This window comes from Rhodococcus sp. IEGM 1341 (assembly GCF_030056895.1).
In the GTDB taxonomy this organism is placed as follows: Bacteria; Actinomycetota; Actinomycetes; order Mycobacteriales; family Mycobacteriaceae; genus Rhodococcoides.
On sequence record NZ_JASHKV010000002.1, the window covers coordinates 332,451 to 348,743 of the forward strand.

Sequence of the window (16,293 nt, forward strand, 5' to 3'; positions counted from 1 at the left end):
GAAGACGAACCCTAGCGGTTAGTGTGGCAACGGTAATCGACGGCGGTCGTGAAACGAACATGCGGAAATTGGGTGAAGCGGGCTGTGCGCGAGGTTCTGTTGCTGTGCTGGCGCGATACCGGGCACCCGCAGGGCGGCGGCAGCGAGCGATACCTCGAGCAGGTGGGCGCAGGTCTGGCTCGACGCGGCGTCCGCGTCACGCTGAGGACGGCGTCGTATCCCGGAGCACCCGCCGAGGAGATCGTCGACGGCATCCGCATCAGTCGCGGTGGTGGACGCCTGTCGGTGTATCCCCGCGCGCTGGCCGCCATCGCGGCCGGAAGGCTCGGTTTCGGCCCGCTCAAGGGCATCGCACCCGACGCGGTGATCGACACCCAGAACGGCATTCCCTTCTTCTCCCGTGCTGCTTTCGGCGTTCCGGTGACGTTGCTGGTGCACCACTGCCATCGGGAGCAGTGGCCGGTTGCGGGGCCGATGATGGCCAAGCTCGGCTGGTGGCTCGAATCGACGGTGTCTCCGCGAGTCCACCGCCGCAATCAGTACCTGACGGTGTCGTTGCCGTCCGCGGACGAGTTGGTCGCACTGGGCGTCGACCGCGAGCGCATCGCCGTGGTGCGCAACGGAGCCGACGAGATTCCCAGGTCTGTGCCCGAGGGTGACGAGAGCACCCGCACCGCGCACCCGTCGCTGACCGTGCTGTCCCGGTTGGTTCCGCACAAGCAGATCGAGGACGCGCTCGACGCCGTTGCTGCGCTGCGCGGACGGATCCCCGATATCCACCTCGACGTCATCGGCGGAGGCTGGTGGGAGCAGAACCTCCGCGATTACGTGAGCGAACTGGGCATCGAGCAGTACGTCACCTTCCACGGGCACGTGGACGAGGACCGCAAGCACGCGCTGCTCGGTCGCTCATGGGTGCACGTGATGCCTTCGCGTAAAGAAGGCTGGGGCCTCGCGGTCGTCGAGGCAGCGCAGCACGGCGTACCGACCGTCGGCTACCGAAGTTCCAAGGGCCTCACCGATTCCATCATCGACGGCGTCACCGGTGTGCTGGTGGGCGACTTTTCGGATGGTGAAGAGGACCGAGACGTCTCCGGTCTGACCGCTGCCGTCTCGGAGCTGCTGCAGGACGCCGAAGCCCGAACTCGCCTGGGCGAGAAGGCGCGAGTGCGCGCGGGGGAGTTCTCCTGGGAGCAGTGCGCCGACGGTGTGTACTCGGTGCTCGCCGCCACGACGCGTGGCACGTGGTCGTCAGGTCTGGTGGGTGCGCAGCACTCGGATTCGGCTCAGCAGTCCTATCGCTAGTCCGCCGAGAAGTAGCAGTGCCCATGCGAGGTGGGCAACGACGACGGCTGCCACTGGCCTGCTCTCGGTGAGCACGGGATCGGGCACTCGATAGAGCGTGAGCTGGTCGTCGGAGTACGCGATGTCCAGTGAATTCAGCGTTTGCGCGGATTCGCCGAGTTCGCCGGGGGTGGTGTTCTCCACCAGTACCCAGCCGACACCCAGCTCTGCGACGACGTCCACGGGTTCGCCTGCGAGCAGCGCATTCTGGACCTCCGTCGCGCGCACTCCCTCACCGCGTACCGTGCCGCCCGCGACGATGAGCTCGCCGGTCTGCAACACATCCAGTGGCAGCATGCGCGGCGCGGGATCGAGGACGGGAGCACTGCCGCTGTAGGGAAAGAGGCGAAACATCCCGGCCGGTAGCACCGCGACATCGCCGTCGCCGCTCTGCACTTCGGCTGCGACCGCCTGCCAGGACTCCGGGTACACCACGGGCCGCATCGAGTTCCCGACGCCCCAGCCCAGGTCGGGTAGTGCGATCAGCAGGGCCGCTATTGCCACGGCACTGCCGAATCGGGTGCGTTGGACCGCGCTCAGCGCGGCTGGCTGCACCCGATTCGGTCGACGACGGGGAGAAAACGCGGCCGCCGCCGCCAGCGCATAGATCGGCATCGCCAGCGCGACCCACTTCTGTGAGTCCCTGAGCAGACCGGCACCGGGCACCGTCTCGCCCAGCGCGCGGGCCATCGCCAACCCTGGTCCCGTCGCTGCCAGCGCAGGCGCTGCGATGGCAAGCAACGCGACGACAGCGAGTCCCAGGATCACCGGATTTCTTCGACGCCTGATCAGCGGGCGCACCCCGAACGCGACCACGGTCAGCAGCAGCGCCGTGCCCACGAACGCGAAAGCCCCTGTGCGAGAGGCGGGTACCGCATCGGAATTCCAGATTCCGCCCAGACCGGCGAGGCTGCCGAGGGTGCCCAAGCCCGGCTCGGCCCGCGCCGCGAACGCCGCCCAACCCGCCGGATCCGCCTGCTCGACGCCACTCCCTGACACCGCCGTCGCCACCAGCCACGGTGCCGACGCCACCGCCGCCAGTCCGAGGGCGCCGACCACGCGCAGGCCGCGTCGGGCACCCCCGGGGAGGGCGAGGACGACCAGCGCAATGGTCGCGGCGAGCAACGCGCCGGTGGGGGTGAGCCCGGCGGCGGCGAGACAGACCGCGAGTGCCCACCAGGAACGGCCCTCTCTGACCGCGAGTGCAGCGACCACCGTCCACGGCAGAGTGGCGTATCCGACGAGCAGACTCCAGTGTCCCTGCAGCAGTCGCTCGGCGACGTACGGGTTCCACACGGCCACCGTCGACGCCACGAGCAGCGCGGGCAGTGGGGCTGTCGGCAGTACCGTTCGTGCCATGACCGCCGCACCCCACCCGGTCAGCCACAGGGCGAGCAGCAGAATGGTCTTGACCACGAGTCCGCCGTCGAACACCGTCGACAGCGCGGCGATCGCGGCGTCCTGCGGGACGGCCCGCGCGGCCGCGTCGGCGATTCCCCAGGCGGAGTCGGTGAAGTAGGAACGGGGAGTGCTGACGGCGTCGCGCAGCAGGAGGTAGCCGGGGTCGAGCAGCGGGCCGACAATCACCACGGCGAGCAGCAGGCTGTAGAGCGGCGGTGTCCACCTCGACCTCGACCACGCCATGATCGGCACCCTATACCGTGGGCTCATGTCTTTCCGCGCCTCGTCCGAGGCAGACCACACGGCGGGTGCGTCGGTCGCCGGGATGGGGATGGTGACGGCCGGTTCGATGTTCGCGAACGTTGCGGCGTACCTGCTGCAGGTGCTCGCGAGCCGGATGCTCGGCGTCGAGGGCTACGGAGAATTCGCGAGTCTGCTTGCTGCGCAATTGGTTCTCGCGGTTCCGGCGTTGGCGTTGCAGTCCGTCGTTGCGCGTGAAGTGGTGCGCGGGCGCAGTTCTCGCGAATTGCGAACGGTGGGGTACCGGTGTGCGGCGGTGGTGGGGGTGCTTGCTCTGGCACTGGCACCCGCACTGTCCGCGGCCATGGACGTCTCGATGACGGCGACCGTGTCGGCGGTCATCGCTGCGCCGGTATTGGTGCTGCTGGCTGCCGAGCAGGGTTTGCTGCAGGGGCGTGGGCGATTCGGAGCCCTGAGTATCGTGCTGGCCGCAGCAGGATTCGGCAAGGTGGCACCGGCGGTGCTGGTGTTGGTGCTCGGCGGTGGTCCCGGTTCGGTTCTGCTGGCCACGGCCGCGGGTATCGGTGTGGTGGCACTCGGTGCGCGATGGACGGCCGGGGTACCGGTGAACTCGGTGTCGGAAACCAAGGTCACCGTTCTGGCCGTGCTGCAGGCGTCGCAGGTGCAGTTGGTGTTGATCGCGATGTCCGCGTTGGATCTGGTGCTGGCGCGCACGCTGCTCAGCTCCAACGAAGCCGGGCTGTACGCCGTCGGGGCCGTTGCGTCCAAGGCGGCGTTCTGGCTGCCGCAGGCTGTCGGCGTGGTGCTGTATCCGCGGATGGCGAACCCGCTGCATTCTGCGTCCGCGGTGCGATCGGCGTTGGCCGTCGTCGCGGGGCTCGGTACCGTTCTGGTGATCGGTGGTGCGCTGGCGTCTCCGCTGTTGCCGTTGGTGGTGGGCGATACGTATTCCGGTGTGCAGGAATATGTCTGGCTGTTCGTGCTGCAGGGCGCGTGCCTGGCCGTGCTGCAGAGCGCGTTGCTGTGGGCCATCGCGGGCGAGCACACCCACCTCGCTCTCGTCGCCTGGTTCGCCCTCGGTGTCGAGGTGTTGCTGTTGCTGTTCGTGGCGTCGACACTCGCGCAGTTCGTCGTCGTCGCGGCAGTGACTGCCGCGGTGACCATGGTGGTGGTCTGTGGTTTGGCGCTGTGGGGAAACCGCATGGATCGCCCGTCGACCTGAAAACCTGATCGCAGATCCTGCTTCAGCACCAAAGACATTCGGCCACAACGAGGTCAACCGCACACCACCGGACAACGGACCGTCGACTACGAGACCCGGCCAACACGACCGCACCGATTCGGGGAGCATCGCTGGTTTGGGTCCCGTCTCCAGATAGACCAGTGGCGTGGTTGCGTGCCCCCCCACAGGCACTCAACCACGCCACTGCTCATCTGCGTCGTTCCGCAGGCTCCACTCCTGCGCGTAGCGCACTTACTCCTTGTTGAGGTTCGTCCTCGGAATCTCTTCCGTGCGATCCGTCGTCCAGTCGCGGTTGCTCGCGGGTGCGGGTGCAGTTCCGCCGCCGGGGGTCGGTCGCGGAGTGTTGTCCGTTCGGGCCGGCTGACGATGTCCGCCGTTTCCGCCGCCGCGCAGGAGCAGGAACACTCCGGCGATCAGCGAGATGACACCGAGAATTCCGGCGATGATCGGGACGGTGCGGCCGAAGAGCGAGAGTTGATCCTGGCCGTCCTTGGCCTGCTGGATCTGGTATTCGACGGTGTTCTCGTCGAACGTGATCGGTGCGTTGAGGACGTCGACCTCGGCGTTGCCCGCTTCACGTCCGTAGTACTGGTGAATCTGCTCCTCGCCCTTGACGACGACGCCGGTCTCGGGCTCGACCCACAGGGTGCGGGTGTTCTCGTACCAGCGGGTCATCGTCACCGGCGCGGCTCCACCCTCGACACCCCAGGTGTCGGCGGGCAGGGTGACCTTGTTGGTCGGCAGGTTCACCACGGTCGACAGGTCGACCGGGCCGACGGTCTGCTGGTACTGGTACACCGGCGTGCCGTTGATCTCGGTTGCCTCGACGAAATCGATGTCCTTGGTCGCACGCGCGTTGACGTCGAAGTACGGGTAGCTCTTCTGCTCCGAGTTGAACGGGAACTTGTACTGCAGACCGGTGTGGGCCACCTCTTCGGCGGGCGCGTTGCCGGCCACCTGGATGGTGCCGATCGGGTTCTCGACGGGCATGGACGTCTTGCGGTCGATGGTGACGCGGTCGACGCTTGCGGTCAGCAGTCCGGTGTCGGCCTGCTTGTCGCTGCGACGCAGAGTCTGGCCCGCTTGCAGCGTCATGATGTCGGCGTCGGAGGGGTCCTCGACGGTGACGAATCGCTGCGAGACGAGGGGAACGTTCTGGTCGACGACTGCGCGGCCGGCGGCGAGGGAGGTCGCATCGAGCACGCTGCCCTCACCGGTGGAGACAGTGGTCACCTCGAGATCCAGCGGCGTCTTCTCGAGTGCCGAAATGGTGTATGTGGGAATGAGAATGGCGGCGACCACCAGAAACGCGCCCAAGCCGATGAGTACGAGGGCAAGTATCCGGCTCGGCCCTGAGCGCTCCGCCATGCTGAATCTCCTTAGTTGACCGCTTCATGGAAGACACCGCGAGCGGGAAACACGTTCACCCCGACCCGATGCCCGATTTATTACGACACGTCGCAGGTGACAGTAACAGTCGACAGTGGCACCGGTCTCGTCTGCGCCGGTTCGACACGGCACACTTGAGGCCACCATGAGCACACAGACCCGTTCGGCAAGCGTTGTCCCGCTTCGTGGGTTCGTACCGTCACTCGAGGGAATGCGTGCCGTCGCGTGTATCGGCATCGTTGTCACCCACGTGGCCTTTCAGACCGGTGGCGCGACCTCCCCGATCTTGGGTCATGTGTGGGGACGGTTCGACCTGACTGTGGCGATCTTCTTCTCGCTGTCGGGATTCCTGCTGTGGCGTCCGCACGCTGCGGCAGCTCGCGGTCATGGGACTGCCCAGCCGATCGGCCGCTATTTCCGTTCGCGGTTCGCGAGGATTCTGCCCGGTTACTGGGTCGGCGTGGTGCTGATCCTGCTGTTTCTTCCCGATGCCGGCGGTGACTACCGCGTGTGGCTGGCGAACCTGTCGTTCACTCAGGTGTTCGTGCCGCTGACCCTGACCCAGGGCTTGACGCAGATGTGGTCGCTGTCGGTCGAGATCGCTTTCTATCTTCTGCTGCCGGTGTTCGCCTGGTTGATGGTGCGTATGCGCGGTGCGGCCGCCGCCCGCCGTATCCCGGTCATTCTGGGCGCTGCGGTGCTGACACTGTCGTGGGCGTTCGTTCCGGTGTCGACCCCCGACGGCATTCACCATGACAACTGGCTCCCCGGCTATTTCCCGTGGTTCGCGGCGGGGATGCTGCTCGCCGAGATCTCGGTGGGGCCGACGACCTGGGTGCATCGGTTGGCTCGTCGCCGACGTGTCATGGCGTCCATCGCGGTTGCCGCGTTCGCCTTGTCGGCAACTCCTCTGGCGGGTCCGCAGGGTTTGGTGCGTCCGGCGGCCTGGCAGTTCGAGATCAAGATCCTGCTCGGCGCGATACTGGCCTTCGCGATGCTCGCCCCGCTGATTCTCGCCGAGGACGGGAGCCGGCATCGCTTCCTCGAGCATCCGGTGATGCTGACGCTGGGCCGCTGGTCGTACGGACTGTTCATCTGGCATCTGGCTGTGCTTGCCGTCGTGTTCCCGGTGTTCGGCATTGTCCCGTTCTCCGGTGGGATGTGGTTCGTGTTGCCGGTGACTCTCGCACTGTCGATTCCGGTGGCAGCGGCGAGCTACGCCCTGGTGGAAGATCCTGCTCGACGACGCTTCGGCCCCCGCAAGAAAGCGGTCAGGGCTTCCGTATCGCCGTGATCGCCAACGCGACGATTCCGATCAGGGACGCCAGCTGCACCCAGTAGGAACCGCCGACGTAGCCGTCGGGAGATCGCCATGGTCCGAGCGAGAGCAGCGCTGGTGCCAGCAGCGTGAGTCCGCCTGCAGTGCAGGCCAATACACGTGAGGACGCCGTGCGACCGTAACGGCGGTCCAGGAACACCGCGACGATGCCGATCACGGCCACGGTGACCACACCGGCGATTCCGGCCAACACGATCGTTGCTCCCAGCAGCGCCACGACTGCGACCGGAACGCTCTGCCACGGCCGCGGCGACGGACCGACATCACGCGCTCCTCGTGGCCGACGCAGCGCTGCGAACAGCAACGGGATCAGTAGGAGAAGCCCACCGAAGATGCCGAGTCGGTACCAGCGGTCGGTGGCGAAATCCAGCGAGACCGTGCCCGACGCCCCCGCCGGAACGATCCAGGCCTGCTGCCACCCGTCGACCACTACCGGGGACAGCTCGAGGCCACCGGGAGCTGTTGCGCGCCAACCACTGTTGTTGCTTTCCGGAATCACCAGCAAGCGATCCTCCGTCGCGGAGGTGAGCGTCACCTCGCGGTGATCGGCGCTCCAGGCGGTGGTCCGCGCGGCCTGCGGTGCCGAACTCGTCGGCCAATCGGCGGGAATGGGCATGGTGCGCAACCGAATACCGTCGACGAAGAACGATGCTCCCGGCTGCACCACCACGTCCTGGCGTCCTTCGGGCAGTGATACCGGGTTGACGAAGTTCTCGTTCAAAGGGGTGTCGGCGTCGCACACCGACGCCTTCAGCGGCTCGCCGGAGCGGAACTGGTCCGCGGTGGCCGTCACCGACGTGCGCACCGTTTGCCCGGCGATGGAGACGATGGGGCCGTCGAAGCAGTCGACGGTGATCCGGCGATCGCCGTCGTACGGTGCGCCGATCGGTTCACCACCGGACAGCGGTGTCACTTCGGCGAAGCCGGGAGGCTGAGACTGGATGAAGCCCAACGAGTTTCGGTCCAGGACGCCGTCCCAGTCGACGATCGACAGCACGATCCTGTCGGTCGCGAAGGGTGCCAGCTCGAGGGTCGTCGAGCCGTCGGTGTCGACGTCGCGCACCATCGGGCCGTTGCCGAGGTTGACCGCGACCCGGGTGGGGTGTGCCGGAAGTTCGCCGAGGCTGGGGGTGAGTTCGAGCCCGTCCACCAGTGTGGGAGCAGGCAATTGGATGGTCAGGGTGGGGTTGGTTCCGGCTCGATCGGTGATCGACTTCTCCGGCGCGGTCCAGGACGTGCGCGGATCACCGTCGGTGGCGGCGAACGCCGAACCGTGCAGATCGGCGACGTCCGACGCGCCGCTGGCCAACGGCCGCCCCGGCTGCGCCAGCAGCGCTTCGAGTTCGGGGGACTGACGCGTGCGCACCGTCAGGTCCGGAATGACGGCGGTGCCCATCGGCACGTCGATCGTGCGCGAGAAGCGGCCCAGTTCCTCGGGTGACTTGGACAGTCCACTGCTGCAACGGATTCGATCCTCGGTGTCGAGGCACCCGGAACGGCCGGGGAATTCCTGGCCCAGTTCCCAGGCGTCGACGCTCGCCCCGGCGGGAGTCGCGGGCAGTACCGCGCGGTGCACGATCGGTACCTGCGTCGGGTTGTCCCGGTCGGAGTAGTCGTCCACCGACACCTCGCTGATGCCGAACTGGCTGCCACGGGTTCCGTCGACCGTCGACTTCGCGGTGATGCGCAGCCACGGGGTCTCACCGCCAGGCAGTGACACCGTCATCGGCTCACCCGGCTCGTCGACGCGCGCCGCGGTCGAGCCGTTCGGGGTGGTGATCTCCACCCACTTCACCGGGTCGCCGATCGTCCCAGGGCTGGTACGCATGCGCAGCAGCCCGCCGCGCACCGGAGTATCGAAGTCCAGCTGAAGCCATTGCCCCACAGCACGTTCGATACCGTTGCTGATCCAGCTGGTGGCCAGATCGCCGTCCACCGCCGCTGCGACACCGCTGCCCGGGGCGCTGCCGCCGATCTGCGTTGCGTCCGACGCCGAGCTCGACGCCGTCAGGGTCGCGCCCTCCCACTCGGCGTCCACGGTCTCGGCCCCGTACACCGGGTAATCGGATACCTCGTTGAGCGAACGGCGCGGCTCGTCGGCGGCCCGTAGGGCAGAACTGTGATTGTCGACCTGACCGAAGTCCGTCTCGCGGTTCATCGGGGTGTCGGTCACCGTCACCGAGTTCACGGCGATGCCCGCCGCCGCTGCATCCGAGGCCAGCAGGGTGGGGCCCGACGGCACAGGATTGCGAATCCCGTTTTCCCGCAGTTCGTTCGAGCGCAGGATGGACTCCGGACCACCCTGGACCACCGGGACGCGATCGAGATCGACGGTGTAGGGACCGGACGCGGGAATGCCTGCCGAATCACCTACCGCGTAGATCTCCACAGCCGGATACGGCGGTCGAAGATCACCGTCGAGCACGACGCCGTCGACCTGACCCGGAGCCACGTCCTCACCGAACTCGGCCACCTTCTCGAGTCCCGGCGAACCGTCGAGCACCTGGTGCACCGATGCGGGACGGGTGGATCGGGAGTCCTCGGGATCGAGGTCGTTGCGCACGACGACGTAGCTGATGCCCTGTCCCAGAAGGGTATCGGCCAACCCGGCCGACGGCCGACCGTCGGCGAACAGTCGTTGCACGGAGTCCAGTGCGCGGATGGCACCGGGCGGGGTGAGCGGTACCGCGTCGCGGACGGCCCAGGGCGTGGTGGCCAACGCCTGCAGTGGTTCGTCTCGGGTCAATCCCCAGGTCTGCAGCGCGAACGGTGCGCCGGGCACTATCAAGGCCCGCTGCGCGTCGGAACCGTCCGGGCTGGATCCCGAGGCATTCTCGGTGAGCCAGTCCGCCGCGTCGTGCCAGTACTGCGGAACGGCCTCGTACGCTCCTCGGGGCGCGAGCTTGCCCGTCCATGCCAACGAGGTGGACAGCGTCAGGGCCACGAGGATCAACGCGGTCACTGCCATCATCGGATTTTTCTCGGGATGCGCGACGGCCGATCGCCACTGCGTCCGCGGCGCGGAACCCGGCAGCGGAACTCGGGCCAACAGGTGAGCCAGGCCCAGCACCAACGGAATTCGAATGACCGGCTCGAGCTTGTGGATGTTGCGCAGCGGTGCGCCCGCCGAATCGAGGAACACCCGGACGGCACCCGCGAACGGACCGTCCAGCTCGCCGACGAACCCGGCACCGAGGCCGACCAGACCGACGAACAACATGATCGTCAATCGGCCGCGGGCGGGCATCGAGCGCATCGCCAGGCCCGCGATTCCAGCAGCCGCGATCAGACCCGTCGCGATGACGGCCGCCGGCTGAGTCACCAGAACGGCACCGGCCACTCGCTCGGGAGAGACGAACGGCGTCCAACTGCCGGTGCCGCGCAGCACTTCCGTCAGTGACGTCCACTGTGTGGTGGTGCCGGAGGATTCGATGTAATCGAGAAACGGTGGAGAGACCTTGCCCAGCAACAGCAGTGGAACGATCCACCACAGCGTCGCGAGTACGAGAAAGCCCGACCACCACGCACCGAAGACGACCCAACGCTTGTTCGGCCGATGCGACAACATCCAGATCACGGCCACCAGAACGGCGGCGGCGGTGGCGACGGCATTGACTGCGCCCATCAACGCGACCGCGACCGCCGACTGCGCGGCCGCTCGTCTCACCGTGTGCTTCCCGGAGTCGGAGTCGAGATACCGCACCATCGGGATCAGCACCCACGGTGCCAGCATCATCGGCATCGTCTCCGAGGAGATCGACGCGAGGGTGGTGATCACTCGTGGAGAGAGAACGAAGGCAGTCGCCGCGATCAGACGGGAACTGCGGCTGCCGATACCGAGGGCTTCGGCGAGTCGGACGATTCCCCAGAAGCCGGCGATGAGCATCAGCGCCCACCAGATGCGCTGAGTGATCCACGGCGGGATCGACAGCAGGTCGCCGCCGGCGAAGAACGCACCGTGCGGAAAGAAGTAGCCGTAGGCCTGGTTCTGCACCTGGCCGAGCGGAGCTGCGCTGTTCCACTGATGGGAGGCGCGTTCGAGAAATCCGAGAGGGTTCTGAGCCAGGTCGAATTTGGTGTCGGCGACGGTGAAGCCGGGGACCTGAAGAAAAGTGAGGATGAACGCCAGAATCGAGACGCCGAAAAGCCATTTACGGCCGAGCGGCTCGGCCGAGATCATCGATTCACGAAAGCGACCAGCGTCAGCGGCTGCCGTACTCAACCTGGTTCAGCAAGGACGAGTCGGCGTTTCCGGAGCGATCGATATCCGGACGAGAGTTGTCGGCTGCAGCGGCAGTGACTCCGAAGACGACGCCCGCACCCAGTACGGCTCCGACGACGGCGGCAATGACACCCGGGACAGCAAACTTCATCTCGGTTCTCCAGTCAGTCGGCTCAGGAAGGAAGCGGGCGAGGTGGACCCTCGCGCGGGCATCACGGTATCACTCGTACCTGCAGGACAGGCCGGTGGACGCGTTACTTGCCGGGGGGAACGATAAGGACGGGTCGATGGCTGTGTCGCAGCACGTGCTCGGCCACCGAACTCTGGAGCAGCGCACGAAGACCAGTGGTGCCCCTCGTGCCGGTGACGATGATGTCGACGTTCATCTCGTCGGCCTTCTCCACGATCGCGCTCCAGATGGCGGTGGTGCATTCGGTGCACTGGCCCTCCACCTTCAGGCCCGCGGCCTCGGCCAGCGCGACGCCTTCGCTGTTGGTCACCTTCGCGTCGGTGAGCGCAACGTCCTCGGCCTCGTCGTCGGGCACCCATTCGGGCTGCATGACGCCGGAGAGGCCGGACATTCGCGCGGCCTGACGCACCATCGGCTCCCACGCGGTGACGACGATCGCGCGTGAGGTGGTGAGAAAGCGTCCGGCATAGTCGATGGCGCGTTTGGCATTGTCGGAGCCGTCGTAGGCAATGAGTATGAGGTCTGCGGTCATGGTTCGAGGTCCTCCTCATGTCGCGTTCGTCCAGATTACCCCCACCCCTCCCCGGATCAATGTGGGTTTCAGTCGGTCGGAGTGCAACAAAGCCACATTGATCCGGACCCGGGGCGCGCAAGGAACACCCCCCGTCTCGGCTACCGTCGTATTCCATGCGACTTCGGTTTTCGGTTCGGTCCGCTGCGGTGATGACGGTCGGTGTCGGCTTGTTGGTCTCGTGTTCGAGTGAGTCCACGCAGGTCGCGTCGACGCAGACGGCACCACCTGCCTCGACGACGACGGCAGCCGAGACGACGGTCCCGCAACCGCTGCCACCCGTCGACGAGTGCGTGACGTTCGTCGACGGCCTCACCGAGCGTCAGCGACTGGCGCAGTTGCTCACCGTCGGAGTCACCGGAACTGCCGATGCGGTGCAGATCATGTCCACCGAGCAGGTCGGTGGCCTGTTCGTCGGGAGTTGGACCGACGAGTCGATGCTCGGAAATCGGGAGGTACCGCAGGTGCTCGACGCCTCCGCGGTGGCTCCGATGATCACGATCGACGAGGAGGGTGGGCGGGTCTCGCGAGTGGCGGATCTGTTGGGAGAGGCGCCGTCGGCGCGAGTGTTGGCCCAGACGATGACGGTGGACGAGGCCTATCAGGCGGCGTTGACGCGCGGCCAGGGGTTGAAGGATCTCGGTGTCACCGTCGACTTCGCTCCGGTGGTCGACGTGAGCGCTCAGCCCGATGATTCCGTCATCGGCGATCGGTCGTTCTCCGACGATCCGCAGGTCGTCATCGAGTACGCGGGTGCGTACGCGCGAGGTCTGGAAGACGCGGGCGTCAAGCCCGTCATCAAGCATTTTCCCGGGCACGGTTCGGGATCGGGCGACTCGCACACCGGTGCGGTGACGACGCCGTCGCTCGACGAGTTGAAGGCCAAGGATCTGTTGCCGTTCGCGGCGTTGAACAACACCGGCGTCGGCGTCATGGTCGGGCATCTCGATGTGCCGGGACTGACCGAGCCGGGTGTGCCGGCGAGTATCAGCCCGGCGACGATGGAGTTGTTGCGCGACGGCGTCGGATACGGTGCCGCACCGTTCGACGGCCCGATCTTCACCGACGACCTCAGCGGCATGGCGGCGATCACGGCAAGGCTCGGGATCGTCGACGCGGTCGAGGCGGCGTTGGTTGCGGGAGCCGATGTGGCGCTGTGGCTCACCACCGATCAGGTGCCTGCGGTGTTGGACAATCTCGAAGACGCGGTGGCGACGGGCCGCCTCGACGCGGCTCAGTTGGACGAGGCTGCGGCGACGGTTGCTCGGTTCAAGGGGGCGTGCGGGGCCTGATTGTGCGGTACTGGACCTTACTGTGGAGTAACGTCTAGTACTTCGTACGTATTGGAGGGTCCATGGCTGGCGGCACCAAGAGATTGCCCCGCGCCGTCCGCGAGCAGCAGATGCTCGACGCGGCGGTGGATGTGTTCTCCGACAACGGCTTTCACGAGACGTCGATGGATTCGATCGCCAAGAAGGCGGCCATCTCCAAGCCGATGCTCTATCTGTACTACGGGTCGAAGGACGAGTTGTTCGCGGCGTGTATTCATCGCGAGGGCGTCAAATTCGTCGAGGCCCTGACTCCTGCTGCGGACCCGACGCTGACGCCGCGCGAGCAGTTGCGCAAAGCGCTGATCGGCTTCCTGGGATTCGTCGGCGAGAACCGGAAATCGTGGATGGTGCTCTACCGTCAGGCGATCGGCCAGCAGGCGTTCGCCTCGCAGGTGCAGAGCAGTCGGGATCGGCTGATCGAGCTGACGGCCGGCTTGCTCGCCATGAGCACGAGAGATCCGGAGCAGTCGCAGAATTTCGGGCTGATGGCCGTCGCCCTGGTCGGGGCAGGCGAGGCCGTGGCCGACCGAGTGGCGGGCGGCGAAATCGAGGTCGACGCCGCAGCGGACCTATTGGAGAACCTGGCCTGGCGCGGCCTGGCGGGAAAGAAAACCGCCGCAACCTAGACCTGCCCGGGTCGTTCCGCAGGCTCCACTCCTGCCCCCGCCGAACTCGAAGTTATGGACGAAAATCCGGGGAAATCCGTCCATAACTTCGAGTTCGAGCAGTCAGCGCAGGGTTCCCGTCAGATGCGGGTAGCCCTTCTTCGGGTTCTTCAGCGACAGGTCCCAACCGGTGCCGACGGCATCGGCGTAGGCGTTGATCGTCGCGGGCAGGACGATCGGCTTGCCGAAGCGGATGCTGTAGTTCACAGCTTCCGGGATTCGACCCTCGACCGTCTGCAGGACGGCTGCCGCGCTCCACATTCCGTGCGCGATGGTCTTCGGGAACCCGAATGCCTTTGCGCCGAGCGAGGATACGTGAATCGGGTTGCGGTCTCCGGAGATGGCCGCGTACCGGCTGATGATCCGCTGATCGACGCGCAGGGTGCGGGTCGGGGGCGGTGGAACCTCGTCGGCGGGCGGTGCCTCACGGGGTCCACCGGACAGCGACGTCTTCTGCAGGCTCAGGAAGCTCGAGGTCTGCTTCCAGACCAGTTCCCGTCCAACTTTGACCTCGCTGATCAGGTCCACCAACAGACCCTTGCGATGTTCGCGCAGATTCTCCGCGTGCACTCGGATGTCCAGCGGTTCCGATGCGGAGATGCCACGGAACTGCTCGATCACGTTCTCGGCGTGTACCGAACCGATCGCGGCGAAGGGAAAGCCCTTGGACACCATCAACTTCATCACCGTCGGGAAGACGAGGGTGAAGGGGTAGGTCACCGGGAGCTGATCGCCGAATCGCAGACCCGTCGCCCGGCAGTACCCGGCGAGGTTGTCGGGGTCCACCCGCAGGCCCTTGAGTTCGTACACTGTGTTCGGCACCGACGACGACCGGGATCCGAGGAACGGCAGCGCGCCGAGCGCAGCCGAAGTGTAGATGTCGGAGGTCTTCGGCTGCGCGGTGAGCGTGACGGTGCTCATGCGCCGAGCAGGCTCTGGCCGCACACGCGCACGACCTGGCCGGTGACGGCGTTCGATGCGGGAGACGCGAAGTAGGAGACCAACTCCGCGACGTCCACGGTCTCGCCGCCCTGCAGCAGCGAGCTCATGCGGCGTCCGGCCTCACGGGTGGCGAACGGGATTGCCGCGGTCATCGCGGTCTCGATGAAGCCGGGGGCGACGGCGTTGATGGTGATGTTCTTCTTCGCCAGCACCGGTGCGGATGCGTGCACCAGACCGATGACGCCTGCCTTGGAGGTGCCGTAGTTGGTCTGGCCGCGGTTGCCCGCGATGCCTGCGATGGAGGAGACGTCGACGACGCGGCCGCCCTCCTTGAGTGCGCCGGATGCGACCAGCTCGTCGGTGATGCGCTGCGGGGCAGCAAGGTTGACGCCGATGACCGAGTTCCAGCGGGCGTCGTCCATGTTGGCGAGGGTCTTGTCGCGAGTGATGCCTGCGTTGTGCACGATGATGTCGGCTCCGCCGTGGCGCTCGAGCAGGTGCTTCGAGAGGACCTCTCCGGCGTCGGGGGCGGTGACGTCGAGTGCAAGCGATGTGCCGCCGACCTTGTTGGCCGTCTGCGACAGTGCTTCTCCGGCAGCGGGAATGTCGGCTGCGATGACGGTGGCTCCGTCGCGGGCGAGGACCTCGGCGATGGTGGCACCGATGCCGCGGGCCGCTCCGGTGACGACGGCTACCTTGCCTGCGAGCGGCTTGTCCCACGAAGCCGGTGCCTGCGAGTCGGCGTCTCCGACGGTGATGACCTGGCCGTCGACGAAAGCGGACTTGGCCGAGAGCAGGAAGCGGAGGGTGGATTCGAGGCCGGACAGGCCGGTCGACGCCTTGGGGGAGATGTAGACGAGCTGCGCCGTGGCGCCGCGCTTGACCTCTTTGCCGACGCTGCGCGTGAAGCCTTCGAGGGCGCGCTGAGCGATGTGCTCGTCGACGCTCGAGGTCTCCTCCGGCGTCGTGCCGATGACGACGACGCGAGCGGACGGTGCCAGGTTGCGGATGACCGGCTGGAAGAACTTGAAGAGCTGCTCGAGCTCGGCGACATTGCCGATGCCGGTGGCGTCGAACACCAGTCCGCCGTGCTTGTCGTCGTGCGGCTGCGACTGCGGGTAGTCCGAGAGCAGCTCACGCAGCGGCTCGACGAGGCGGCCACTGCCACCGATCAGGACCGGTCCGGCCAGCGGCGGCTCGCCTGCCTTGTAGCGGCGCAGCTTCTCGGGCTGCGGCAGGCCTGCCTGCTTGGCGATGAAGGCTCCCGGCGCGGACGCGAGGAACGTTGAGTAGAGATCTGGGGCTCCCTTGGAGGCTGCCACTGTCGTACCTTTCATTCAGCGCTGCTCGCTCGAGGAGCGAGGCGCACGACCGGGTGTCGACAACCAACTTACT

At 66.7% G+C, this 16,293-nt stretch carries 12 protein-coding genes; 5 read left to right on the forward strand and 7 right to left on the reverse strand.

The annotated features are described in order from the left end of the window. Positions 1 to 84 precede the first annotated feature (84 nt). Positions 85 to 1,305 carry a glycosyltransferase family 4 protein gene (locus QM615_RS08740; protein WP_283347284.1) on the forward strand — a complete coding sequence of 407 codons (1,221 nt, stop codon included), beginning with the start codon at positions 85 to 87 and terminating at the stop codon, positions 1,303 to 1,305. On the opposite strand, the gene QM615_RS08745 is transcribed toward QM615_RS08740, so the two are convergent. Next, entirely contained in the window at positions 1,252 to 2,988 is a 1,737-nt protein-coding gene (locus QM615_RS08745; protein WP_394855456.1) for an MmpA family trehalose lipid delivery protein, read from the reverse strand. The genes QM615_RS08740 and QM615_RS08745 overlap by 54 nt on opposite strands. A gap of 25 nt (positions 2,989 to 3,013) precedes the next feature. Between QM615_RS08745 and QM615_RS08750 the strand changes: the two genes are divergently transcribed. Continuing rightward, on the forward strand, positions 3,014 to 4,228 hold the full coding sequence (locus QM615_RS08750) for an MATE family efflux transporter (RefSeq protein ID WP_283347245.1): 1,215 nt from the start codon (positions 3,014 to 3,016) through the stop codon (positions 4,226 to 4,228). 252 nt (positions 4,229 to 4,480) lie between these two features. Here QM615_RS08750 and pgfA read toward each other — a convergent pair whose 3' ends face one another. Continuing rightward, positions 4,481 to 5,617, reverse strand: coding sequence for a cell envelope lipid trafficking protein PgfA (gene pgfA, locus QM615_RS08755; RefSeq protein ID WP_149406979.1), 1,137 nt, complete (start codon positions 5,615 to 5,617; stop codon positions 4,481 to 4,483). 166 nt (positions 5,618 to 5,783) lie between these two features. Here pgfA and QM615_RS08760 point away from each other — a divergent pair, with 166 nt between their 5' ends. Beyond that, positions 5,784 to 6,932, forward strand: a complete 1,149-nt coding sequence (locus tag QM615_RS08760; protein ID WP_283347246.1) for an acyltransferase family protein — start codon at positions 5,784 to 5,786, stop codon at positions 6,930 to 6,932. Here the strand turns inward: QM615_RS08760 and QM615_RS08765 are convergent. The 3 genes from QM615_RS08765 to QM615_RS08775 form a co-directional block, all read right to left on the reverse strand. Next, positions 6,910 to 11,157 carry an alpha-(1->3)-arabinofuranosyltransferase domain-containing protein gene (locus tag QM615_RS08765; RefSeq protein ID WP_394855455.1) on the reverse strand — a complete coding sequence of 1,416 codons (4,248 nt, stop codon included), beginning with the start codon at positions 11,155 to 11,157 and terminating at the stop codon, positions 6,910 to 6,912. The genes QM615_RS08760 and QM615_RS08765 overlap by 23 nt on opposite strands. 22 nt (positions 11,158 to 11,179) lie before the next feature. Continuing rightward, positions 11,180 to 11,350, reverse strand: coding sequence for a DUF2613 domain-containing protein (locus QM615_RS08770; protein ID WP_082073827.1), 171 nt, complete (start codon positions 11,348 to 11,350; stop codon positions 11,180 to 11,182). Between the two features lie 103 nt (positions 11,351 to 11,453). Beyond that, on the reverse strand, positions 11,454 to 11,921 hold the full coding sequence (locus QM615_RS08775; protein WP_027495380.1) for a universal stress protein: 468 nt from the start codon (positions 11,919 to 11,921) through the stop codon (positions 11,454 to 11,456). Between the two features lie 155 nt (positions 11,922 to 12,076). Between QM615_RS08775 and QM615_RS08780 the strand changes: the two genes are divergently transcribed. Both QM615_RS08780 and QM615_RS08785 read left to right on the forward strand, forming a co-directional pair. Next, on the forward strand, positions 12,077 to 13,252 hold the full coding sequence (locus tag QM615_RS08780) for a glycoside hydrolase family 3 N-terminal domain-containing protein (RefSeq protein WP_283347247.1): 1,176 nt from the start codon (positions 12,077 to 12,079) through the stop codon (positions 13,250 to 13,252). A 62-nt stretch (positions 13,253 to 13,314) separates the two neighbouring features. Beyond that, a complete protein-coding gene (locus QM615_RS08785; RefSeq protein ID WP_032377568.1) occupies positions 13,315 to 13,917 on the forward strand; it encodes a TetR/AcrR family transcriptional regulator in 603 nt (200 codons plus the stop codon). A 102-nt stretch (positions 13,918 to 14,019) separates the two neighbouring features. On the opposite strand, the gene QM615_RS08790 is transcribed toward QM615_RS08785, so the two are convergent. Together QM615_RS08790 and QM615_RS08795 are read right to left on the reverse strand one after the other, a co-directional pair. Next, the gene (locus tag QM615_RS08790; protein WP_094639226.1) at positions 14,020 to 14,877 is read right to left on the reverse strand and encodes a MaoC/PaaZ C-terminal domain-containing protein; all 858 of its coding nucleotides are present in this window, start codon (positions 14,875 to 14,877) and stop codon (positions 14,020 to 14,022) included. Beyond that, positions 14,874 to 16,220 (reverse strand): 3-oxoacyl-ACP reductase, encoded by a 1,347-nt coding sequence (locus QM615_RS08795; RefSeq protein ID WP_283347248.1) that lies wholly within the window; start codon positions 16,218 to 16,220, stop codon positions 14,874 to 14,876. The genes QM615_RS08790 and QM615_RS08795 overlap by 4 nt, the downstream gene beginning before the upstream one ends. Positions 16,221 to 16,293: the final 73 nt, after the last annotated feature.